Annotated in this window: 15 protein-coding genes and 2 rRNA genes; 10 read left to right on the forward strand and 7 right to left on the reverse strand. The window is 71.3% G+C overall.

Features of this window, described 5'->3' with window-relative positions; genetic code table 11:
• Positions 1–285 precede the first annotated feature (285 nt).
• The 5 genes from BJ983_RS00050 (at position 286) to BJ983_RS00070 (ending at position 10,385) form a co-directional block, all read left to right on the forward strand.
• Positions 286–3,377 (forward strand): 23S ribosomal RNA (locus BJ983_RS00050).
• Positions 3,378–3,510: 133 nt separating this feature from the next.
• Positions 3,511–3,627 (forward strand): 5S ribosomal RNA (gene rrf, locus BJ983_RS00055).
• A gap of 772 nt (positions 3,628–4,399) precedes the next feature.
• Entirely contained in the window at positions 4,400–9,259 is a 4,860-nt protein-coding gene (locus BJ983_RS00060; RefSeq protein ID WP_179791925.1) for an NAD-glutamate dehydrogenase, read from the forward strand.
• A complete protein-coding gene (locus BJ983_RS00065; protein ID WP_179791926.1) occupies positions 9,256–9,690 on the forward strand; it encodes an acyl-CoA thioesterase in 435 nt (144 codons plus the stop codon). The genes BJ983_RS00060 and BJ983_RS00065 overlap by 4 nt, the downstream gene beginning before the upstream one ends.
• Positions 9,687–10,385, forward strand: a complete 699-nt coding sequence (locus tag BJ983_RS00070) for a DUF8185 domain-containing protein (RefSeq protein ID WP_343053552.1) — start codon at positions 9,687–9,689, stop codon at positions 10,383–10,385. Before BJ983_RS00065 ends, BJ983_RS00070 begins: the two co-directional genes overlap by 4 nt.
• Before the next feature lies 1 nt (position 10,386).
• Here BJ983_RS00070 and BJ983_RS00075 read toward each other — a convergent pair whose 3' ends face one another.
• The 3 genes from BJ983_RS00075 to BJ983_RS00085 are packed head-to-tail and all read right to left on the reverse strand — an operon-like array spanning position 10,387 to position 12,609.
• Positions 10,387–11,082 (reverse strand): dienelactone hydrolase family protein, encoded by a 696-nt coding sequence (locus tag BJ983_RS00075; protein WP_179791927.1) that lies wholly within the window; start codon positions 11,080–11,082, stop codon positions 10,387–10,389.
• Between the two features lie 47 nt (positions 11,083–11,129).
• Positions 11,130–11,513 carry a globin domain-containing protein gene (locus tag BJ983_RS00080; RefSeq protein ID WP_179791928.1) on the reverse strand — a complete coding sequence of 128 codons (384 nt, stop codon included), beginning with the start codon at positions 11,511–11,513 and terminating at the stop codon, positions 11,130–11,132.
• Between the two features lie 25 nt (positions 11,514–11,538).
• On the reverse strand, positions 11,539–12,609 hold the full coding sequence (locus BJ983_RS00085) for a mechanosensitive ion channel family protein (protein WP_343053553.1): 1,071 nt from the start codon (positions 12,607–12,609) through the stop codon (positions 11,539–11,541).
• A gap of 246 nt (positions 12,610–12,855) precedes the next feature.
• On the opposite strand from BJ983_RS00085, the gene BJ983_RS00090 reads away from it, so the two are divergent.
• From BJ983_RS00090 to BJ983_RS00105, 4 genes are all read left to right on the forward strand, one after another.
• On the forward strand, positions 12,856–13,419 hold the full coding sequence (locus tag BJ983_RS00090) for an HNH endonuclease (protein ID WP_343053555.1): 564 nt from the start codon (positions 12,856–12,858) through the stop codon (positions 13,417–13,419).
• Positions 13,420–13,480: 61 nt separating this feature from the next.
• Positions 13,481–14,962, forward strand: coding sequence for an amidase family protein (locus tag BJ983_RS00095; RefSeq protein ID WP_179791929.1), 1,482 nt, complete (start codon positions 13,481–13,483; stop codon positions 14,960–14,962).
• 73 nt (positions 14,963–15,035) lie between these two features.
• A complete protein-coding gene (gene ctaJ, locus BJ983_RS00100) occupies positions 15,036–15,284 on the forward strand; it encodes an aa3-type cytochrome oxidase subunit CtaJ (RefSeq protein WP_218890018.1) in 249 nt (82 codons plus the stop codon).
• Positions 15,271–15,792, forward strand: a complete 522-nt coding sequence (locus BJ983_RS00105) for a DUF5130 family protein (protein ID WP_179791930.1) — start codon at positions 15,271–15,273, stop codon at positions 15,790–15,792. The genes ctaJ and BJ983_RS00105 overlap by 14 nt, the downstream gene beginning before the upstream one ends.
• 99 nt (positions 15,793–15,891) lie before the next feature.
• On the opposite strand, the gene pepN is transcribed toward BJ983_RS00105, so the two are convergent.
• A complete protein-coding gene (gene pepN, locus BJ983_RS00110; protein WP_179791931.1) occupies positions 15,892–18,456 on the reverse strand; it encodes an aminopeptidase N in 2,565 nt (854 codons plus the stop codon).
• 102 nt (positions 18,457–18,558) lie between these two features.
• Here pepN and BJ983_RS00115 point away from each other — a divergent pair, with 102 nt between their 5' ends.
• Entirely contained in the window at positions 18,559–19,170 is a 612-nt protein-coding gene (locus BJ983_RS00115; RefSeq protein ID WP_179791932.1) for a mycothiol-dependent nitroreductase Rv2466c family protein, read from the forward strand.
• A 50-nt stretch (positions 19,171–19,220) separates the two neighbouring features.
• Here BJ983_RS00115 and BJ983_RS00120 read toward each other — a convergent pair whose 3' ends face one another.
• From BJ983_RS00120 to BJ983_RS00130, 3 genes are read right to left on the reverse strand one after another with little or no spacing between them, the layout of a single operon-like run.
• On the reverse strand, positions 19,221–19,628 hold the full coding sequence (locus BJ983_RS00120) for an SRPBCC family protein (protein ID WP_179791933.1): 408 nt from the start codon (positions 19,626–19,628) through the stop codon (positions 19,221–19,223).
• Between the two features lie 35 nt (positions 19,629–19,663).
• Positions 19,664–21,226 (reverse strand): acetyl-CoA acetyltransferase, encoded by a 1,563-nt coding sequence (locus BJ983_RS00125; RefSeq protein ID WP_179791934.1) that lies wholly within the window; start codon positions 21,224–21,226, stop codon positions 19,664–19,666.
• Positions 21,223–22,353, reverse strand: coding sequence for a nitronate monooxygenase (locus BJ983_RS00130; protein WP_179791935.1), 1,131 nt, complete (start codon positions 22,351–22,353; stop codon positions 21,223–21,225). Before BJ983_RS00130 ends, BJ983_RS00125 begins: the two co-directional genes overlap by 4 nt.
• Positions 22,354–22,401: the final 48 nt, after the last annotated feature.

Below are 22,401 nucleotides of genomic sequence, written 5' to 3' on the forward strand. Positions count from 1 at the left end.
CTTTCGGGGGGAGGGTTTTCGGGTTGGTTGGGTGTGGGGGTTGTTGTTTTCTCTGGACAGTCACTGCCGGTGCCCCTGTGGGGTGGTTCGGTGGTGGTCTGTGGGTTGGGTTGTCAAGTGGACAGTGGACGCGAGCATCTTTTTTCTGGTCGCCACGATGCTTCCGGTCTGTTCTCTTCGGAGGGCGGGGTCGGTGGTGGTTGTGGTGTGACCGAGTTTTGCTTGATGACTATTGTTGATCGCCGATGGCCGCATGCATGTGTGTGTGGTTGTTGTTGGTGTGTTGGTCAAGTTGTCAAGGGCGCACGGTGGATGCCTGGGCATCAGGAGCCGATGAAGGACGTGGGAGGCCGCGATAGGCCTCGGGGAGCTGTCAACCGAGCTGTGATCCGAGGGTGTCCGAATGGGGTAACCCGGCAGCCGTCATGGGCTGTCACCCCCGCCTGAATGTATAGGGCGGGTGGAGGGAACGCGGGGAAGTGAAACATCTCAGTACCCGCAGGAGAAGAAAACAACAGTGATTCCGTGAGTAGTGGCGAGCGAAAGCGGAAGAGGCTAAACCCCGCTTGTGTGATAGCTGGCAGGTGTTGCTGGTGGGGTGTTGTGGGGCGTCATGTCCGGGGGCTGCTGACCCTGGGCGTGGTGGTGGATGGTTAGTCGAAGGCGTTGGGACGCGCCGGCGTAGAGGGTGAGACCCCCGTAGACGAAAACTGTTCATCATCGCGTGGTGACGTGCCCGAGTAGCAGCGAGCCCGTGAAATTCGCTGTGAATCTGCCGGGACCACCCGGTAAGCCTAAATACTTCCTGATGACCGATAGCGGACAAGTACCGTGAGGGAAAGGTGAAAAGTACCCCGGGAGGGGAGTGAAATAGTACCTGAAACCGTGTGCCTACAAGCCGTCAGAGCCTGGTCTTCGGATCGGTGATGGCGTGCCTTTTGAAGAATGAGCCTGCGAGTTAGCGGTACGTGGCGAGGTTAACCCGTGTGGGGTAGCCGTAGCGAAAGCGAGTCCGAACAGGGCGTCGATAGTCGCGTGCTCTAGACCCGAAGCGGAGTGATCTACCCATGGCCAGGGTGAAGCGCCGGTAAGACGGTGTGGAGGCCCGAACCCACCAGGGTTGAAAACCTGGGGGATGAGCTGTGGGTAGGGGTGAAAGGCCAATCAAACTCCGTGATAGCTGGTTCTCCCCGAAATGCATTTAGGTGCAGCGTCGCGTGTTACTCACCGGAGGTAGAGCACTGGTTGGCCTAGGGGGCCTACAAGCTTACTGAAGTCAGCCAAACTCCGAATGCCGGTGAGCTCGAGCGCGGCAGTGAGACTGCGGGCGATAAGGTTCGTAGTCGAGAGGGAAACAGCCCAGATCGCCGGCTAAGGCCCCTAAGCGTGCGCTAAGTGGGAAAGGATGTGGGATCGCCCAGACAACCAGGAGGTTGGCTTAGAAGCAGCCACCCTTGAAAGAGTGCGTAATAGCTCACTGGTCAAGTGGTCCTGCGCCGACAATGTAGCGGGGCTCAAGCGCACCGCCGAAGCCGCGGCAACACCACGGACACCTAACGGTGGTGGTGTTGGGTAGGGGAGCGTCATGCGGGTGGTGAAGCGGCGGAGTGATCCAGCCGTGGAACCCGTGTGAGTGAGAATGCAGGCATGAGTAGCGACAGCAGAGTGAGAAACTCTGCCGCCGGATGACCAAGGGTTCCTGGGCCAGGTTTTTCCGCCCAGGGTGAGCCGGGACCTAAGGCGAGGCCGACAGGCGTAGTCGATGGACAACGGGTTGATATTCCCGTGCTCGTGTAGGCGCGTCCATGGCGAGCCCAGGTGTGCTAACCGCCCGAACCCCATGACTCCTTCGGGAGTCGGACGGGGGAGCGCGGGATCCTGCCTGGTAGTAGCCAAGCGATGGGGTGACGCAGGAGGGTAGCTCCGCCAGTGAGTGGTTGTACTGGTGCAAGCGTGTAGGCCGGCGTATAGGCAAATCCGTACGCCACATAAGGCTGAGACGTGACGCATAGCCGTTGAGGCGAAGCAGAGTGATCCCATGCTGCCGAGAAAAGCCTCTAGCGAGTTCCTACGCGACCCGTACCCCAAACCAACACAGGTGGTCAGGTAGAGAATACCGAGGCGTTCGAGCGAACTGTGGTCAAGGAATTCGGCAAAATCCCCCCGTAACTTCGGGAGAAGGGGGACCCTGTTACCTGAAGCTCTTCGCGGGCTAGGGTGGTGGGGTCGCAGAGACCAGGGGGAAGCGACTGTTTACTAAAAACACAGGTCCGTGCGAAGTCGCAAGACGATGTATACGGACTGACTCCTGCCCGGTGCTGGAACGTTAAGGGGACCGGTTAGGCCTCACGGCCGAAGCTGAGAACTTAAGCGCCAGTAAACGGCGGTGGTAACTATAACCATCCTAAGGTAGCGAAATTCCTTGTCGGGTAAGTTCCGACCTGCACGAATGGAGTAACGACTTCCCCGCTGTCTCGACCACAGACTCGGCGAAATTGCACTACGAGTAAAGATGCTCGTTACGCGCGGCAGGACGGAAAGACCCCGGGACCTTCACTACAGCTTGGTATTGGTGCTCGGTTCGGCTTGTGTAGGATAGGTGGGAGACTGTGAAGCTCGCACGCCAGTGCGGGTGGAGTCGCCGTTGAAATACCACTCTGGTCGAATTGGGCATCTAACTTCGGGCCATGATCTGGTCCAGGGACAGTGCCTGGTGGGTAGTTTAACTGGGGCGGTTGCCTCCCAAAGGGTAACGGAGGCGCCCAAAGGTTCCCTCAGCCTGGTCGGCAACCAGGTGTCGAGTGCAAGTGCACAAGGGAGCTTGACTGTGAGACCGACAGGTCGAGCAGGGACGAAAGTCGGGACTAGTGATCCGGCACCACCTTGTGGAAGGGGTGTCGCTCAACGGATAAAAGGTACCCCGGGGATAACAGGCTGATCTTGCCCAAGAGTCCATATCGACGGCATGGTTTGGCACCTCGATGTCGGCTCGTCGCATCCTGGGGCTGGAGTAGGTCCCAAGGGTTGGGCTGTTCGCCCATTAAAGCGGTACGCGAGCTGGGTTTAGAACGTCGTGAGACAGTTCGGTCCCTATCCGCCGCGCGCGCAGGAGACTTGAGGAAGGCTGTCCCTAGTACGAGAGGACCGGGACGGACGAACCTCTGGTGTGCCAGTTGTCCCGCCAGGGGCACGGCTGGTTGGCTACGTTCGGAAGGGATAACCGCTGAAGGCATCTAAGCGGGAAGCCCGTTCCAAGATGAGGTCTCCCACCCCATGAGGGTTAAGGCCCCCACCAGACCAGTGGGTTGATAGGCCAGACATGGAAGTACCGCAAGGTATGCAGTGGACTGGTACTAATAGGCCGAGGACTTGCCCGACACACCACCAACACCCACACACTGGGTCGGCGGTGACTCAACAAGTCCCTCAAGCGCAACCGAAAAGCTCTGCTCGCGTCCACATCCACACAACCCGACCCCCCACAGCACGACCGTGGGGGTGGTTCGGTGTTCCGGTGGTCATAGCGGAGGGGAAACGCCCGGTCCCATCCCGAACCCGGAAGCTAAGCCCTCCAGCGCCGATGGTACTGCGACCGCCAGGTCGTGGGAGAGTAGGACACCGCCGGAACACCCAACCACCCCCACCACAAGCCCCCCGAGCCACCGGCCCGGGGGGCTTTCGTGCATCCACAGCAGTTTGCGGGCCGCCCGACACAGGCCAGTCCTCCTCCACGAGATGCGCACCAGACACCCCGCCAGCCCCCGCAACCTGCCTGATGTGCACCTCGCCGGCCGAGCAGGTGCAGCATTCCCTCGCGGCGCACCGCGAGATACACACCAAGCACCTATTCGGACCTCGGAACCTGTCTGATGTGCACCTCGCCGAACCGGGCGCCTGTGGGTTCGCCCCACGAGACCCCGAGACACACACCAGGCACCTGAGAAGTGCTCGGAGCCTGCCTCATGTGAACCTCGCCGAGTGAGCCCGCCGAACTCCTGGCACATGCCGAGCGGGTTCGTGTCATCCAGCCCAGAACGCAACGGGCACCCGCTGTCGGGCGCAGCGAGATGCACATCAGGCAGCCCGACAGGGATCGGCACCTGCCCCACGTGAACCTCGCGGAACGGGGCTCGGGGCACTCGTCGCACGCGGCCGCTAGATACACACCAGGCATCCCGGCAGCAGCCAGGACCTGCCTCACGTGAACCTCGCGGAGCGGGGCGCCGTTCCCGTCACCGCACCGCGCGGACGTCAACCCATTCGTCGGCGTCGTCCACCGTCCACGCCGACGAGCGCCCGCCGGTCGGCGGATGGCTCTACTCCGCAACGCCGCCGTTACAGTGGCCGACGTGCTCACGCCCTGGTGTGGCCCTGTCCCTGCGCCCCCGGTGGTGTGTCGATGACGGCCCCGGCGGCCGTCGACGTGCAGGCGCTGCGCGAGGCGGCGCGGGACTCGGCCGCGGACGACGCACAGCTCGGTGACCTCGCGGCGCTGTACTACGCCCGGGTCGGTCCCGGGGAGATCGGGCCGGACCCGCAGGCGGCGCTCGCGATCGTGCGGGCCCACCGGAGCCTGGCCCGGCTGCGGGTGCCCGGGCGTCCGGTCACCGCCGTGCTCGGTGCGGGTGCGGAGCCGGCGCCCGGTCTCGTCGCGCCGGACCCGGAGCGGGTGTCCGTCCTCGTCGTCACCGAGGACATGCCGTTCCTCATCGACTCGGTGGTCGCGGAGCTGTCGCGCACCGGGGCCACCGTGCACCGGGTGGTGCACCCCGTGGTCGTCGTCCGCCGGGACACCGACGGCGCCCTGCTCGAGGTGTGCCCCGACGCGGACCCGAGCGACCCGCCGTCGGGAACGGTGGCCGAGTCGTGGATGAACCTGGAGCTCGAGCCGGAGACGGCGTCGGTCCGGGACCTGGCACGGGACCTGCACGAGCGGTTGTCCGCGGTGCTGGCCGACGTCCGCGACGTGGTCGAGGACGGCGCGCGGATGCTGGAGCAGGCCCGTCGTCTGGCGGAGGAGCTCGAGGCCACCCCGCCGCCGGTCGCGGAGTACCGCACCGCCGAGACCGTCGCCCTGCTGCGGTGGCTGGCGGACGGCAACCTGACCTTCCTGGGCCACCGGTACCGACCGGTGACCGGAGAGGGTGCCGAGGGCCTCGGCATCCTGCGCCGCGACACGGAGTACGCGCGCACGCTGACCGCGGGTCCCGATCTCGCCGAGCAGGAGGAGACGGTCGACGAGGACGGGGTGCTCCTCGTTCTCACGCGGGCCGGTGCCCGGTCGACCGTGCACGCTCCGGTGCACCCCCTCTTCGTCGGCGTGAAGGTCTACGAGGGCGGGCGGGTGGTCGGGGAGCACCGGTTCCTGGGTGTTCTGTCGGTCGCGGCCCGCAGCGCGGACGTCACACGCATCCCGGTGGTGCAGCGTCGGGTGACCGACGTGATCAGCGGGATCGAGCTGCCGGTCGAGTCGTGGTCGGGCCAGCGGATGCTCGAGGTGCTGCAGACCTACCCGCGGGCCGAGCTGCTCTGCACGGACCGGGCCTCGCTGCAGGAGACCGTGACCGGGGTGCTCGCGCTCGCCGAACGACGGCGGGTGCGGCTGTTCCTGCGCCGGGACCGGTGGGGCCGCTACTTCTCGGCGATGGTCTACCTCCCGCGCGACCGGTACACCACGGCCGCCCGGCTCCGCATGCAGCAGCTGCTCCTCGACCGTCTCGGCGGCGCCGACATCGAGTACACGGCGCGCGTGACCGAGGACCAGCTCGCGCTCCTGCACGTCACGGTGCACACCGGGCAGCGCGAGCCGGTCCGGCCCGACGTCGCCGCCCTCACCGACGAGCTCGCCGAGGCCGCCCGCACGTGGGACGACCGGCTGCGCGCCGCCGCCGGGCCCGGGGTCCGCGCGGCGATCGCCGCGGTGGGCGAGCCGTTCAGCCAGGCCTACCAGGAGGACTTCCCGCCCGAGCGCGGCGTGGCCGACCTGCTGGTCCTCGACGGGCTGCAGGGGCCGGACGACCTCGCGGTGCGGCTCTACCGTCCCGACGACGACGGGATCGACCCGGAGGCCGGCGACCGGCGCCTCAAGCTCTACCTCGTGGGGCGGCGCATCACGCTCTCGACGGTGCTGCCCGTGCTGCAGTCGATGGGCGTGGAGGTCGTCGACGAGCGCCCCTACGAGGTGCGGCGCAGCGACGGCCGCCTCGCCTGGATCAACGACTTCGGGCTGCGGATGCGGCTCGACACCGCCGCGGCGCAGGACGAGGACCTCACCCGCCGGGCCGCCGAGGCGTTCACCGAGATCTGGCGTGGCCGGGTCGGCACCGACGGGTTCAACGCGCTCGTGCTCACCGCCGGGCTGACCTGGCGGCAGGCCGGCCTGCTGCGCGCCCTCGCCCGGTACCAGCGGCAGATCGCCAGCACCTACGGCCAGAGCTACATCACCGACGTGGTCGCCGCCCACACCGACGTGGCGGTCGGCCTGGTCCGGCTGTTCGAGGCGCGGTTCGACCCGGACCAGGACGACGACCGCGAGGCCCGGGTGGCCGAGCTCGACGGGCAGGTCGAGGCCGCCATCGACGCGGTGACCAGTCTGGACGCCGACCGCATCCTGCGGGCCCTGCTCGGCCTGGTCCGCGGCACGCTGCGCTCCACGTACTTCCTCCGCGACGCCGAGGGCGCCCCGCGGGACGTGCTGGCGTTCAAGCTCGATCCCTCCCTCGTCCCGGGGGTGCCGGAGCCGCGGCCCGCCATCGAGACGTTCGTGCACTCGAACCGCGTCGAGGGCGTGCACCTGCGCTTCGGGCCGATCGCGCGCGGGGGACTGCGCTGGTCGGACCGGCTGCAGGACTACCGCACCGAGATCCTCGGCCTGGTGAAGGCGCAGGCGGTGAAGAACGCCGTCATCGTGCCGGTGGGCGCCAAGGGCGGGTTCGTGGTCAAGCGTCCGCCGGCGCCCACGGGCGACCCGGGGGCCGACCGCGACGCCCAGCGCGCCGAGGGGGTGGCCTGCTACCGGTTGTTCATCGGGGCGCTGCTCGACCTCGTCGACGACCGGCGGGGGCACGCGGCGGACTCGCCGTCGGTGACCCCGGAGCGGATCGTGCGCTACGACGGGGACGACACCTACCTCGTCGTCGCCGCGGACAAGGGCACCGCGACGTTCTCCGACATCGCCAACGACGTCGCCATCTCGCGCGGCTTCTGGCTCGGCGACGCGTTCGCCTCCGGCGGGTCCGTCGGCTACGACCACAAGGCCATGGGCATCACCGCCAAGGGCGCATGGGAGTCGGTGCGCCGCCACTTCCGCGAGCTCGGCCGGGACGTCGCGTCCGACGAGATCACCGTGGTCGGCGTCGGCGACATGTCCGGCGACGTCTTCGGCAACGGCATGCTGCTCTCCGAGCACCTGCGCATCGTCGCCGCGTTCGACCACCGGCACGTCTTCCTCGACCCCGACCCGGACCCGGCGGTGTCCTTCGCGGAGCGTCGCCGCCTGTTCGAGCTGCCGCGGTCGTCGTGGGCGGACTACGACGAGTCGTTGATCAGCGCCGGCGGCGGGGTCTATCCGCGCACGCTCAAGCGGATCCCGGTCTCCGAGCAGGTGGCCGCGGTCCTCGGCACCACCGAGGGCGACCTCGACCCGCCGTCGCTGATGCGCGCCATCCTCCAGGCCCCCGTCGACCTGCTGTGGAACGGCGGCATCGGCACGTACGTCAAGAGCACCGAGGAGACCCACGCCGACGCCGGCGACAAGGGCAACGACGCGGTGCGGGTGAACGGCGACGAACTGCGGGTGAAGGTCGTCGGCGAGGGCGGCAACCTGGGCCTCACCCAGCGCGGCCGCATCGAGTACGCCCGGGCCGGCGGCCGGGTGAACACCGACGCCATCGACAACTCCGCGGGCGTCGACTGCTCCGACCACGAGGTCAACATCAAGATCCTGCTCGACTCGCTGGTGGAGCGCGGGGAGCTCGTCGAGGAACGGCGCGACGAGCAGATCGCGGCGACCACGGAGGACGTGGCCGCGCTCGTCCTCGCCGACAACATCGCGCAGAACGACGTGCTCGGCGTCGCCCGCGCGCACAGCGCCGACATGCTCAACGTCCACGAGGCCCAGGTGACCGACCTCGAGGCCCGCGGGCGGATCGACCGCGAGCTCGACGTGCTGCCCGACGCCGAGGGGTTCGAGGCCCGGCGGCAGGCGGGGGAGGGGCTGTCCGGGCCGGAGCTCGCCCAGCTCATGGCGCACGTGAAGCTCGACCTCACCGAGGCGCTGGCCGAGAACGACCTGCCCGACGCCGAGATCTTCACCCGACGCCTGCCGTCGTACTTCCCGCCCGTGCTGGCGTCGACCTACCCGTCGGCGATCGCGGCGCACCCGCTGCGGCGGCGGATCGTCACGACGATGGTGGCCAACGAGGTCGTCGACGGCGGCGGGCTCTCCTACGTCCACCGCCTGGTCGCGGAGGTCTCGGCGACCCCGGCGGACGCGGTGCGCGCCTACCAGGTCGCGACGCGCGTGTTCGGGCTCGACGCCCTCGCCGCGGACGTCGCCGACGCGACGGCCGCCGGGCTCCCGACGACGGCCGCGGACCGGCTGACGCTGGCCTCCCGGCGGATCCTCGACCGGGCGGCGCGCTGGCTGCTCACCCACCGCCCCCAACCGCTGGCCATGGGCGCGGAGATCCAGCGCTTCTCACCCGTCGTCGGGACCCTGGGGCCGCAGGTCGCGGGGCTGCTGCGCGGCACGGAGGCCGAGGGGCTCGCCGAACGCGTCGACGCGATGGTCGCGCTGGGCGCGCCGGCGGAGCTCGCCGGGCGCGTGGTGGGCGGGCTGTACGGCTTCGGGCTGCTCGACGTCACCGAGATCACCGAGATCGCGGAGGCCGACCACGACGACGACCCGGACGACCTGCGGGCGGTCGCGGAGCTGTACTACGCGGTGTCCGACCACCTCGGGATCGACCGGCTGCTCACGGTCGTGGCGTCGCTGTCGCGGCGGGACCGCTGGGACGCGCTGGCCCGGCTCTCGCTGCGCGACGAGCTGTACTCCTCGTTGCGCGCGGTGACGCTGGACGTGCTGGCGGACACCGACAACAGCGAGACCGCGGATGAGAAGATCGCGCACTGGGAGCAGGCGAACGCCTCGCGGCTGATGCGTGCGCGCACGTCGCTGGCCGAGATCGCCCGCTCCGGTCGGACCGACCTGACCACGGTGTCCGTGGCCGCCCGCCAGATCCGGAGCATGGTGCGATGAGTTCGACCTACGACGTCGACGTGGCGGTGCGCTGGTCCGACCAGGACCCGTACCAGCACGTCAACCACGCGAAGGTCGTCACGTTGCTGGAGGACGCGCGCACCGCGCTCCTCTTCGACGCCGCCGCCCGCGCGGGGGTCGCGGCCTTCGAGGCCGGCCTGCTGGTGGCGCGGGTGGACGTGCGCTACCGCCGTCCGATCCCGTGGACCCGGCGCGGCGTGCACGCACGGATGTGGGCGCACTCGGTGCGGGCGGCGTCGTTCACCGTCGGCTACGAGCTGCTCCTTCCCGACGACGGGAACGGCTGGGATCCGAAGCCCGCGGTCACCGCGGACACCCAGCTGGTGCCCTACGACCTCGCCGCCGCGCGCCCCCGTCGTCTCACCGACGAGGAGCGCACGTTCCTGGCCCGCTACGAGGTGTCGGCGTGATCGGGACCGGAGACGCAGCGGAGCGGAGCTCGACCCGCGTGCGGGCCGCGCTGTCGGTGCCGGACGCCGCGCACCGGGAGGACCTGGCCGGGTTCGTGGGCCGGGCGGTGCGGCTGGACCCCGCCGTCGTGGTCCGGCTGCGGGCCCGCCCGGGGGAGGTCGACGCCGTCGAGGCGTTCGCGCCCACCCCGTTCGACGCGCTGGTCACCCGCAGCGCCCCGGGCACGCTCGAGCCCGCGGACGTGACGGTGGTGGGGTCGGATCTGCTGGCCGCCCTGGCCGTCGCGGGTGGCCCGTCCGTGGAGCCGGGGACGTCGGTGGACGAGCGGTGGCGCGGTCCGCTGCCGCCGCTGCGCCCGGACGCGCGGTGGCAGGTGGTGGGGGAGGTCCCGGCGAGCGCCCTGGACGGGCTCGCGGAGAAGGGCGTCGCCGCGGCGCGGGCCGGCGACCCGAGCGGGCGGCCGTCGGCGGCCCTGCTCGACCAGATCGTGCTGACCGTGACCGACGACGCGTCGGGGGCCGAGGTGCGGGTGCCGATGCGCTGCGTGTTCGCGCTGTCGGGGATGGGCTTCGTGGGGCCCGGCGCCGACGGCGACGACGTGGTGCGCGTGTCGACCGACGGCGGGTGGTTGCGGCTCGACGCGCGCGGCGGCGCCGTGGTCCGACGCCGCCGCGCGCAGCTGCCGCTGCTGTAGGTCAGCCCAGCTTCGCGCGCAGGAAGTCGCGCGTGGCGCTCCAGGCCTTGACGGCCTGCTCGGGGTCGTAGGTGCCCATGTGGTTCTCGTCGTTGAAGAAGGCGTGACCGGCCGGGTAGATCCGGAAGTCGGGGCGCACGCCCGACTCGGCCTCGATGCGCTCCGCGAGCTCCTCGACGGCGTCCGGCGGGGCCATCTCGTCCTCCTCGCCGAAGTGGCCGAGCAGCGGCGCGGACAGCTTCTCGAAGCTCGGGTAGTCCTCGCCGAGCACGCCGTAGAACGGCACCGCGGCCCCGATCTTGTCGCCCTGCTGGGCCGCGAGGACGAGGACGAAGCCACCGCCCATGCAGAACCCGACGGCGCCGACCTTGTCCCCGACGACCGCCTCGTGGCCGAGCAGGTAGTCGACGGCGCCGCCGAGGTCGGTGGCGGCCTGCTGCACCGGGAGCTCCTGCATGAGCTTCCCGGCCTCGTCGGAGTCGTGCGTGGTGGTCCCGCCGTAGAGGTCGGGGGCGAGCGCGACGAAGCCCTCGGCGGCGAGCCGGTTGGTGACGTCGGCGATGTGGGAGGTGAGTCCCCACCACTCCTGGATCACCACGACGCCGGGCCCGGAGCCGGACTCGGGCAGCGCGAGGTAACCGTGGGCGGTGTGCCCGTTGGAGGGGAAGGAGACGTTCTGGAGCGGGTTCTCGGTCATCGGGGCCGGAGTTCCCCGGGCGGGCACCGCAGGAACACCGCAGGAGCTCAGAAGCTCTTGTTCATCATGCTCATCGCCGCCATCTCCATGTACTCCCAGATCTGGCGGTGCCGCTCGGGGGAGAGGTTCTCCTCGTCGACGGCGACCTTCATGCACCGCAGCCAGGCGTCCCGCTCGAGCGGACCGATCGGGAACGGTGCGTGGCGCATCCGCAGGCGGGGGTGGCCGCGCTGCTGGGAGTAGGTCTGCGGGCCGCCCCAGTACTGCTCGAGGAACAGGCGGAGACGGTCCTCGGCGGGCCCGAGGTCCTCCTCGGGGTAGAGCGGACGCAGGACCGGGTCGTCGGCCACCTGCTCGTAGAAGCGGTGGACGATCCGGTGGAAGGTCTCGTGGCCGCCGACCGCGTCGTAGAAGGTCTGGGGACTGCTCACACGCTCCACCGTCTCACGGGTGGGCTCACGGGCGCGCGGACCCGTGCGCCCGGGTGGCGGTGGCCCCGCCGAAGGGGGTCGGGGCCGGCACGCCGGCATCGTCGAAGGCGGACTTCACCGCACCCGCCACGGCCCGCTGCACGGCCCACTGCTCGCCGGGGCGGGTGCGCACGGTGAGGCGCAGCAGGATGCCCTCGGCGGTCACCGACTGGACGCCGAGCATCTCCGGCGGCGCGAGGACCTTCGAGGCGATCGCCGGCTCGGTGCACTCCTCGGTGGCCGCGCGCTGCGCCAGCTCGGAGGTGTCGTCGACGTCCGCGGAGTGCCCGACCGGGATGTCGACCACCGCGACCGAGTAGCCCTGGCTGGAGTTGCCGACGCGCAGGACCTCGCCGTTGCGGACGTACCAGACGGTCCCGGCGATGTCCCGCAGCGTGGTCACCCGCAGGCCGACCGCCTCGACCGTGCCGATCGCCTCCCCGAGGTCGACGACGTCCCCGACCCCGTACTGGTCCTCGAGCATCATGAAGATGCCGGAGAGGAAGTCCCGGACGAGGTTCTGGGCGCCGAACCCGATCGCGACGCCGAGGATGCCGGCGGAGGCGATGATCGGCGCCAGGTTGACGCCGAACTCGCCCAGGATCAGCGTGAAGGCGACCCCGTAGATCACGAGCGTGACGAACGAGCGCAGCACCGACCCGATGGCCTGGGCCCGCTGCGAGCGCCGTTCGATCATCTGGGGGGCGGACTCGCGCAGGCTCGCCGCCGCCCGGTCCCGCAGCGGGCGCAGCAGGCGCGGCACCCGTCCGGAGCTGGCGCCGTCGACGATCCGCCGGATGGCGCGGTGCAGGGCCGACCGCAGGACCACGGCCACCACGATGATCACGATCGTCGTCACCGCGTGGGAGACGATCGCGTCGGCGGACCGGGAGAGCCAGGACGCGTGCGTGTACTGGAAAACCCGCGCGCACAGCGAGCCGACGTCGGAGGCGCACGACGGGGCGTCGACCGGGACGTCCGGCACCACCGAGGAGCCGGTGCCGGGCGAGGGCGTCGGGGTGGGCGTCTGGTCGACCATGCCGGAGAAGAACAGCACGCCCCGGCACGATACGGACCGCAGTGGATCTCGGTCGCGATGCCCGGGCGGAGGTGAACGGTCCGTTATCACACGTGCACGACGCGGTCGGATGTGGTCGACTGTGCCCACATCCCGGTGGGAGGTGGTCGTGTGGCCGAGCGACAACTCAGGACCGTGACGCCGCTGGTCAGCGGGGTCGAAGGGCCGAGCGTGCGGACCGAGCCTCCTGACGTCGTCCCCCTCGTCCCAGACACCCCCGCCGAGGTGGCCGCGGACGTCACGGTCACCGCCCCGGTCACGCCCGCCCCGTTCCTGGGCCGCCGCCGGGTACTGCTCCTCAACGCCACCTACGAACCGCTGACGGCGCTCCCGCTGCGCCGCGCGATCGTCCTGCTCGTGTGCGGCAAGGCCGACGTCGTGCACGGCGACTCCTCCGGGCTCGTGCTGCACTCCGCGACGGGGGCCGTGGAGGTCCCCTCGGTGATCCGGCTGCGGGTGTTCGTCCGCGTCCCGTACCGGGCACGGGTCCCGCTGACCAGGGCGGCGCTCATGCACCGCGACCGCTTCCGCTGCGCCTACTGCTCCGGCAAGGCGGAGACGATCGACCACGTGGTGCCGCGCAGCCGCGGCGGGACGCACACGTGGGAGAACTGCGTCGCGTGCTGCGCTCGGTGCAACCACAAGAAGGCCGACAAGCTCCTCGCCGAGCTCGGCTGGCCGCTCCGGACGATGCCGACCGCCCCGCGCGGCCGCCACTGGCGGCTGCTCGCGGGCCTCGTCGACGCCGACCCGCAGTGGCTGCCGTACCTGGGGGAGAGCGCGGCCTGACGGGAGACGGAGCGCAGCGGAGCTCGACCCGGAGTCGCGGCACCGTGCATGATCGGCCGACGTGAGCGATCTGCACGAGCTGACGGCGCTGGAGACGGCTGCGGCGGTCCGGCGCGGGGACACCTCCGTGCTCGAGGTCGTCGACCACGCCCTGGCGCGCGCCGAGACCCTCGGTGCGCGCCTGGGCGCCTTCGCCGTCCTCACCCCCGACCGCGCGCGGGACGCCGCGCGGGCGTTGGACGCGACCGGCCCCGACGCCCTATCGGCGTGCTCGAATGCATTGTCGGGACGTCCGTTGTGGGGCGTCCCGACCGCGATCAAGGACCTCACCGCGACGGCGGGGGTGCCCACCGGGCGCGGGTCGGTCGTCTCCCGCGGGTGGGTGCCGGACACCGACGACGACCTGGTCGGATTGCTGCGCGCCGCCGGGACCGTCAGCCTCGGCAAGACCGCGGTGCCCGAGTTCGGTCTGCCCTGCTACACCGAGCCGGCCGGCGCGGCGCCCGCCGTCACGCCGTGGGACGTCTCGCGCTCGGCCGGCGGCTCGTCGGGCGGGGCGGCCGCGGCGGTGGCGGCCGGGGTGGTTCCGGTCGCGCAGGGGTCGGACGGCGGCGGATCGATCCGCATCCCGGCCTCGGTGTGCGGGCTGGTGGGGCTGAAGACCACGCGCGGGCGCGTCCCGGCCGGACCGGCGGGGGGCGACCCGGCGGGGCTCTCGGTGGCGGGCCCGCTCGCGCGGACGGTCGCCGACGCCGCCGCCCTGCTCGACGCCCTGTGCGGGGGACGGGCGTGGCCGGGGGAGCCACTGGTCCCGGGGCGTGTTCCCGACGACGGGTACCTCGGGGTCGTGCGGCGCGGGCCGGGCCCGCGACGGCGGATCGGGGTGTCGACCGCGGTGCCCTACGGCGACCTCTCCGGGCTCGTCCCGGGCTGGGCCGGCGCGTCGGTCGACCCGGTGTGCGTGGCCGCGGCCGAGGACACCGCCCGGGCGCTGGAGTCCCTCGGGCACACGGTGGAGCCGGTGGAGGTGCGGCTGCCGGACGAGGTGGTCGGCGCCTTCCTCGCGCTGTGGGCGACCCTCGCGCTCGCCGACCCCGTCGACCCGGCCGACGAGCCGCGGTTGCAGCCGCTGACCCGGCTGCTGCGCTCGCGCGGACGGTCGGTGTCGGGCATCGCGGCCCTCGGCGCGCTGCAGACGGTGCAGGTCGCGACGCGCCGGATGGTCACCGCGCGGGCCGGACTGGACGCGGTGCTCACGCCGTCGGTGGCGCTGCCCCCGCGGCCGGTGGGCTGGTTCTCCGCGGACGGGCCCGAGGTCGACTTCGCGCGCCAGGTCGCGTTCACGCCGTGGACGGCGATCGCCAACCTGACCGGCGAACCGGCCCTCGGGCTGCCGACGGGGTGGCCGACGGTGGACGGGGTGACGCTCCCGGTGGGCGTCACGCTGCGGGGGCGTCGGGGCGAGGAGGACGTGCTGCTGGGGCTCGGGGCCGAGCTCGAGGCGGCGATGCCGTGGGCGCACCGTCGACCGCCCGTGTGGTGAGTCGTGTGGTGAGTGGGGTGGTCACGGCACCTACGACACGACGTCGGAGCTGCTTTCCACTACGGTTCGGGCCGTGAGTCCGATCGAGACGATCCTGATCTACGCGGTGATCCCGGTCGTCGCGCTGCTCCTGCTCTTCGCCCTGACCGCGGTCCGGGGCAAGGGCAGGGCGGCGTCCTACCGGGCCGGCGACGACTGGCCGCACGAGCCGCTCTGGTGGATCGGGAACCCCAAGGGGACCGGCCTGCCGGAGCCGACCGTCGAGGCCGTCGGCGCCACCGCGACCCGCACCGCCCGAGGAGGCGCACGTGGCACCTGGTGAACTCGCGCGCCCGCAGGCGCGCCCCGGCGAGACGCCGATGATCAACGAGACCGGGTTGGCCGAGGACCCGGTCTACGGGCACTCCCGCGTGCCGACCGCCTCCGGCCGCATCTCCGAGGCCACCGAGGTCCTCGCCGACGACCAGAAGGTGCCCTTCTCGTCGTCGCAGCTCTCCCGCATCGACGAGGCGCTCACCCGCACCTCGGCCGAGACCGGGCTGCTGTTCAGCGTGTGGGTCGGCGAGCTCGGCCCCCGCTCCCGCGAGCGCGCCGAGGAACTGCACGCCGCCCTCGGTGAGCAGGCCGACGAAGCGGTGCTGATCTGCGTGTCGCCCGGCGAGCGGGTCGTCGAGGTCATCACCGGCGAGGAGTCCGTCCGTCGCGTGGACGACCGTGGCGCCAAGCTCGGCGTCATGGCGATGGTCTCGTCGTTCACCGAGTCCGACCTCACCGGCGGCATCGTCGAGGGCCTGCGGGTGCTCGGCGACCACGCGGGCAGCAAGCACTAATCCGATCGGCCCAAGGCCCGTCCTGAACGAACGGCACTCTCGCAGCATCTATGTGCGCGAGAGTGCCGTTCGTTCGTTCAGGGGGTGCGGCTGAACGGCCTAACCCCGGTCGGCCTCCCGCGCCGCCAGGGCCCGGACGATCCCGGCCCGCCCCTCGGTGACCAGCCGGGTCAGGGCCGACGGGTGTTCGTCGGCGAGCCAGCGGTCGGCCGCCTCGACCGTCGCCTGCTCGACGGCCCAGGACGGGAACAGGCCCTGCACCATCGGCTGCGCCTGCTCGCTCGAGCGCCGGCCCCACACCTCGTCGACCGACGCGAAGTACTTCTCGCGGTAGTCGGTGAGCAGGGCGCCCTGCGACGGGTGCGAGAAGCCCATGATGATCGCCATGTTGATCGCGTTGGGCAGCGTGTCGTCGTGGACCGCCCGCTGCCACGCGGTCGCCTTCGCCTCGGGCGTCGGCACCAGCGCGCGGGCCCGCTCGGCCATGCGCAGGCCGGTCGCGGTGTTGTCCCGCGCCAGCTCGGCCTCGATCTCGGCCTCGCCCACCGTCCCGTGCGCGACCAGGGCGTGCAGCAGCCGCCACCGCAGGTCGGTGTCCACGGTCAGGCCCTCGAGCGGCGCACTCCCGTCGCGCCACCCGGCCAGCGCCGTCAGCGCCTCCGGGGTCAGCACCGAGCCGGTGAGGGCGTTGACGATCGCCAGCTGGTGGTCCGAGCCGGCCTCGGCGGAGTGCGCGAGCTCGAGCAGCGTCGCGACGAACGACGGCCAGCCCTCCTCGACCGCCCACTGCGGGTCGGCGTAGGAGGCGAGCGCGGTCTGGGCCTGCAGCAGGAGCCGCTGGACCACGCCGACCTCGGTCTCGGCCGCGATCCCCCCGACGACGAGGGCGACGAAGTCGCGGGCGCGCAGCTCGGCCTCGCGGGTCATCTCCCACGCCGCCGACCAGCACAGCGTGCGGGGCAGCGGCTCGGCGATCTGCCCGATGTCCGCGATCAACGTCGTCAACGAGCGCTCGTCGAGGCGCATCGTGCAGTAGGTCAGGTCGTCGTCGTTGACGAGCACCAGCGAGCCGGCGGGGACCCCGACCAGCTCGGGCACCTCGGTGCGCTCGCCGGTGACGTCGAGCTCGGTGCGGTGCACGCGGACGAGCCGGCCCGCGTCGTCGGGGGCGTAGATCCCGACGGCGATGCGGTGCGTGCGGGTCTCGCCGGCCCCCGGCTTCGCGCCGCCCTGGAGCACCGCGAACTCGGTGTACGTGCCGTCGGCGCCCACGGCGAACGACGGCGAGAGCGAGTTCAGACCCGTCGTCCGGAGCCACTCCGCCGACCAGCCGGAGAGGTCGCGGCCCGAGGACTCGGTGAGTGCACCGAGCAGGTCGTCGAAGGTGGCGTTGCCGTAGGCGTGGCGGGAGAAGTACAGCCGCAGCCCGGCGAGGAACTCGTCCTGCCCGACGTAGGACACGAGCTGCTTGAGCACCGACGCGCCCTTGGCGTAGGTGATGCCGTCGAAGTTGACCTCGACGGCCTGCAGATCGGGGATGTCGGCGGCGATGGGGTGGGTCGAGGGCAGCTGGTCCTGCCGGTAGGCCCACGACTTCTCGACGTTGGCGAACGTCGTCCACGCGTTCCGGTACTCGGTGGCCTCGGCCTGGCTGACCACCGACGCCCAGGTGGCGAACGACTCGTTCAGCCACAGGTCGTCCCACCAGCGCATGGTCACGAGGTCGCCGAACCACATGTGCGCCATCTCGTGCAGCACGGTCTCGGCGCGGCGCTCGTAGAGGTAGCGGGTGACGCGGCTGCGGAAGACGTAGTCCTCGAGGAACGTCACGGCGCCGACGTTCTCCATCGCGCCCGCGTTGAACTCGGGGACGAAGAGCTGGTCGTACTTCGCGAAGGGGTAGGGCACCCCGAAGTTGCGGTGGTAGAAGCCGAAGCCCTGCTTGGTCTCGGTGAACAGGCGGTCGGCGTCCATGTGCTCGGCGAGCGAGCCGCGGCAGTAGATGCCCAGCGGGATGGTGCCGTGCTCGTCGGAGTACTCGTCGGTCCACCGGGCGTACGGGCCGGCGATCAGCGCGACCAGGTAGGTCGAGATCCGCGCGGTGGTGTCGAACGCGTGGTGGACCGCGCCGGTGTCGAGCGTCGTGGTCGTGGAGAGGGCGCCGTTGGAGATGACGTGCCAGTCGGGCGCGGCCAGGGCGGTGAGGGTGATCGTCGCCTTGAGGTCGGGCTGGTCGAAGCAGGCGAACATCCGCTTCGCGTCGGCCGTCTCGAACTGGCTGTAGAGGTACACCGCACCGTCGACCGGGTCGACGAACCGGTGCAGGCCCTCGCCGGTGTTCATGTAGCGGCAGTCGGCGTCGACGACGAGCTCGTTCTCGGCCGCGAGGTCGGGCAGGGCGATGCCCTTCTCCTCGTCGTAGCCGGAGACGTCGAGCGGGATGCCGTTGAGGATGGCGCTGCGCACCCCGGCCGCGACGATGTCGATCCAGCTCGCCGTCCCCGGCGACGAGGACCGGAACCGCACCGTGGTGGTCGAGCGGAACGTCGACTCACCCGGCTTGTCGGTCCCGTCGGTGAGGTCGAGGGCGATGAGGTACGAGTCGACCTCGAGGGCCTCGGCGCGGGTCCGCGCGTCGTCCCTGGTCAGGTTCGGAGCAGCCACCCCCGCACCCTATCCGCGGCCGCCCGTCGAGGCCCGGAACACACTTGTACCTCGAACCGTTGCTCCCGGATACCTGTCGTCGATCGAGGGAAGCCTCCAGACATGAGCACCGACAAGTCCAAGGTCGATTTCTGGTTCGACCCGCTCTGCCCGTTCGCGTGGATCACCTCGCGGTGGGTTCTCGAGGTGGAGAAGGTCCGCGATGTCGAGGTGCACTGGCACGTCATGAGCCTGTCGGTGCTGAACTCCGGCCGCGATCTCGACGAGAAGTACCAGGCGATGATGGAGGAGGGCTGGAAGCCCGTCCGCGTCTGCATCGCCGCGGCGCAGAAGCACGGGGACGAGATCCTCGCGCCGCTCTACACCGCCATGGGCACCAAGATTCACAACGAGGGCAACAAGGACTTCGACGACGTGATCGCGAAGTCGCTCGCCGAGGTGGGCCTCGAGGCGGAGCTCGCCGAGGCGGCCACCTCCACCGACCACGACGACGCCCTCAAGAAGTCCCACCACGAGGGCATGGACCCCGTGGGCATGGACGTGGGCACGCCCGTCATCCACGTCGAGGGCTCGGCCTTCTTCGGCCCCGTCATGACGCGCATCCCCAAGGGCGAGCAGGCCGGCCAGGTGTGGGACGGCGCCAAGCTCCTCGCGGGCTACGAGCACTTCTACGAGCTCAAGCGCACGCGCGACGCGGAGCTGTCCTTCGACTAGGACCTCGTCCCGACGGCGGGTGGCGCGGCCACCCGCCGTCGGGAGGCGGGTCAGCCCGCCGCGCCCTGCTCCTCGACGAGCGTCCGGATCCGGTCGAGGGTCTCGTCGACGCCGTTCTGGACCTCGTGGTCCCCGGCCTCGACCCGCGTGGTGTGGATGTGCACCTCGACGGTCGCGCCGTGCTCGGCGGGCCGCACGTCGAGATACCCGTGGTACTCGCTGCTCCCCTCCGCGCCCCAGCTGAGGTGCTGGGCGTCGCGGTCGACCTCGAACCACGCCTCGCCCTCGACCGAGGAACCGTCCGGCAGTTCGGCCGTGGTGTGCACGGCATTGCCGCCGGTCGACTCGGCGCTGGTCATGCGTGCGAAGTAGCGGGGCAGGTTGCCCACGTCGGAGAGGAACGCGAAGAGGTCGTCGGGTGAGGCGTCGACCGTGGTGGTGGAGCTGAAGTCAGCCATCGTCCCGGCTGCCCGGCCGGTGACGAGGAGAACCCTCAGAGCGCCACGCGATTTCCCTGCTCGCCGGAGGTGACCGTGACGGTCCGCCCGAGCGGGTCCGTCGTCGCGAGGGCCTCCAGCGAGGCGGCGTCGTCCGGGGCGACCCGGGCGAGGAAGCGCCGGCCGTCGTCGTGCGTCCGCCCGACCACCACGGCCCCGTACGGCCGCCCGTCACGCCCGTACTCGACGGTGTAGGTCTCGACGGTCGCCGCGCCGTCCACGCGGGCGACCTTCCCGGGCGCCCCGCTCGCGTGGGTCGCGTCGACCTCGGCCTGGGCAGCGGCGTCGTCGCCGTCCTGCCACGGGGCCGGGCGCGTCGAGTAGACCCCGGCCGAGTACTTGTGGATCGCGCCGCCGTTGGCGCCGACCAGCCCGTACGTGCCCGGCCGGGCCCGCAGCGCGGTGACCGTGTCGGCGATGGCGTGCATCGAGTAGTCGTTGCCGGGACCGCCGAAGAACGGGAGGCCGCCGGTGACCGTCAGCCCGCGCGGGTCGTCCGCGGTGAGCCCGAGCGCGTCGGTGACCACCCGGACGGCGATCGGGAAGCAGCTGTAGAGGTCGATCGTCGCGAGGTCGTCCGGGCCGATCCCGGCCTGGTCGAGGGCCCGGCGGACCGCGGTCGCCGCGGCCGGGCTCGCGCCGAGGTCGGCGCGGTCGAGCACCGGGGGCTCGACGAGGTCCGCGTGCCCGTGCAGGTGGACCCACCGGGCTCCACCGTCGCTGGGAATCCCCAGCTCCCGGGCGACGTCGGTGGCCGCGAGGACGACGGCCGCGCCCTGGTTGACCTGGTCCCGCGACACGAGGAAGCGCAGGTAGGGGTCGGTGATGGGGCGGTTGTCGCCCGACGGCGTGGCCAGCTCGTCCACGCCGCGCACCGTGGGCGCCGCCGCGTGCGGGTGCTTCGCGGCCACCTCGGTGAACGGTGCGAACAGCTCCGCCATGTCGCGGCGGTACGCCTCGCGGTCCAGCCTGAGCCGGCCGCGACGCGCGTGCTCGAACAGGGCGTACTGGACGACCGGCGCGAGGACGTCGTGCTCGACCTGCTCGGGGACGATGAAGGTCTCCAGGCCGAGCCCGCGGTCGTCGAGCTGCCCGCCGACCTGCTCGCTCCAGTCGGGACGCTCGTCCTCGGCGACCTTCGTCAGCAGGTGGCGTGCCGTGGACATCGCCTCGGCCCCGACGAGGAGCGCGACGTCGATCTCGCCGGCGGCGATGCGGCCGGACGCCTCCGTGACGAGGGACTGCGGGGTCTGGCCGCCGACGACCGCGAGCACGGCGACGCGCGGCTCGGCGCCCACGCGGGACGCGATCGAGCGCGGCACGTTGTCCGAACCCCCGAGGGGCGCGACGGCCCCGGGTGCGGAGGCCTCGAACTGCCGGACGGCCGCGACGAGGTCGACGCGCGCGGCCACCGCGGCCGGGTCGGCGCCGGTGTCGGCGAGCGCCCGGCGGGCGGCCTCGGCGCCGAGCTCCACCGGGGAGAGGCCCTGGTAGCCGGGCTCGTCCAGGCGCTCGGAGACCTGGCCGACCCCGACGACGACGGGGGTGCGGTCGGTCACGACGACGCCAGCTCCCCGAGGGCGCGCAGGCGGGCCCGGCAGCCGTCGACCATGTCGCGTGTGATGTCGCCGGCACCGCGGAGCTCTCGGAACCCGCCGACGACCTGCCCGATGAAGTAGGTGTCGAGCGCGATCGCGCCGGGGTTCCCCGCGGCGGCGGCGTCGTGCACCCGGTCCCACACGCGGCCGATCAGCATCGGCTGCAGCGGGAGGGGCAGCGGGGCGGGGGCGTCGGGGCGGTCCCACGCGTCGTGCCAGGCCGAGCGCAGCTGTCGGGCCGGCTTGCCGGTGATGGTGCGCGAGCGCAGCGTGTCGCTGCTGCCGGCGGCGAGGAACTTCTCCTTCACCGGCAGTGGCGTGATGTCCTCGTGGCTGCCCAGCCACACCGAGCCGCACCACACGCCGGCGGCGCCGAGGGCGAGGGCGGCGGCCATCTGATCGCCGGTCGCGATGCCGCCCGCGGCGAGCACCGGGCGGCCGTCGGCGATCTCGACCACCTCCGGCGTCAGGACCGTGGTCGCGACCGTGCCCGTGTGCCCACCCGCCTCGGTCCCCTGGGCGACGAGCACGTCGACCCCGGCCGCGAGCTGGCGTTCCGCGTGCTTGCGCGCGCCGACCAGCGAGGCGACCACGATGCCCGCGGCGTGCGCCCGCTCGACGAGGTCGGCCGGGGGCGGGCCGAGGGCGTTGGCGACCATCGAGATCCGGTGGGAGAAGGCGACGTCGAGCAGGGCCTCGGCGCCGGCCGGGTTGATCGCGGCGGCGATCTCGTCGCTCGTGTCCTCCCGGGGGTCGTGCGCGTCGGCGGGGACCCCGTACTCCTCGAGCAGCGCGTCGACGAACGCCCGGTGCTCGTCGGGGATCTGCGCGCGCAGGCTCGCGACCAGCTGGTCGGGGTCGCCGACGGCGAACTTCTCCGGCACGAGCAGGTCGACGCCGTAGGGGCGGCCCTGGACCTGCTCCTCGATCCAGTGCAGCTGGGCGTCCAGCTCGGCCGGGGTGTACATGCTGGCGGCCAGCACCCCGTACCCGCCGGCGTTGGTCACCGCGGCGACCACCGCGGGGGAGCGGTTGAAGCCGACGAGCGGGTGCTCGACGCCCAGCAGCTCGGTCAGGGCGGTGCGCATACGGCTCCTCGGAGGTCGGCGGCTCGTGTGCCGGACTCGGTGTATCAC

Origin of the sequence: Actinomycetospora corticicola (assembly GCF_013409505.1) — a bacterium.
Taxonomy (GTDB): Bacteria; Actinomycetota; Actinomycetes; order Mycobacteriales; family Pseudonocardiaceae; genus Actinomycetospora; species Actinomycetospora corticicola.

Coding starts and splice junctions, on each gene's coding strand:
- BJ983_RS00060 (WP_179791925.1), top strand. CDS start 4,400: ATGACGGCCCCGGCGGCCGTCGACGTGCAGGCGCTGCGCGAGGCGGCG.
- BJ983_RS00065 (WP_179791926.1), top strand. CDS start 9,256: ATGAGTTCGACCTACGACGTCGACGTGGCGGTGCGCTGGTCCGACCAG.
- BJ983_RS00075 (WP_179791927.1), bottom strand. CDS start 11,082: ATGACCGAGAACCCGCTCCAGAACGTCTCCTTCCCCTCCAACGGGCAC.
- BJ983_RS00115 (WP_179791932.1), top strand. CDS start 18,559: ATGAGCACCGACAAGTCCAAGGTCGATTTCTGGTTCGACCCGCTCTGC.
- BJ983_RS00120 (WP_179791933.1), bottom strand. CDS start 19,628: ATGGCTGACTTCAGCTCCACCACCACGGTCGACGCCTCACCCGACGAC.
- BJ983_RS00130 (WP_179791935.1), bottom strand. CDS start 22,353: ATGCGCACCGCCCTGACCGAGCTGCTGGGCGTCGAGCACCCGCTCGTC.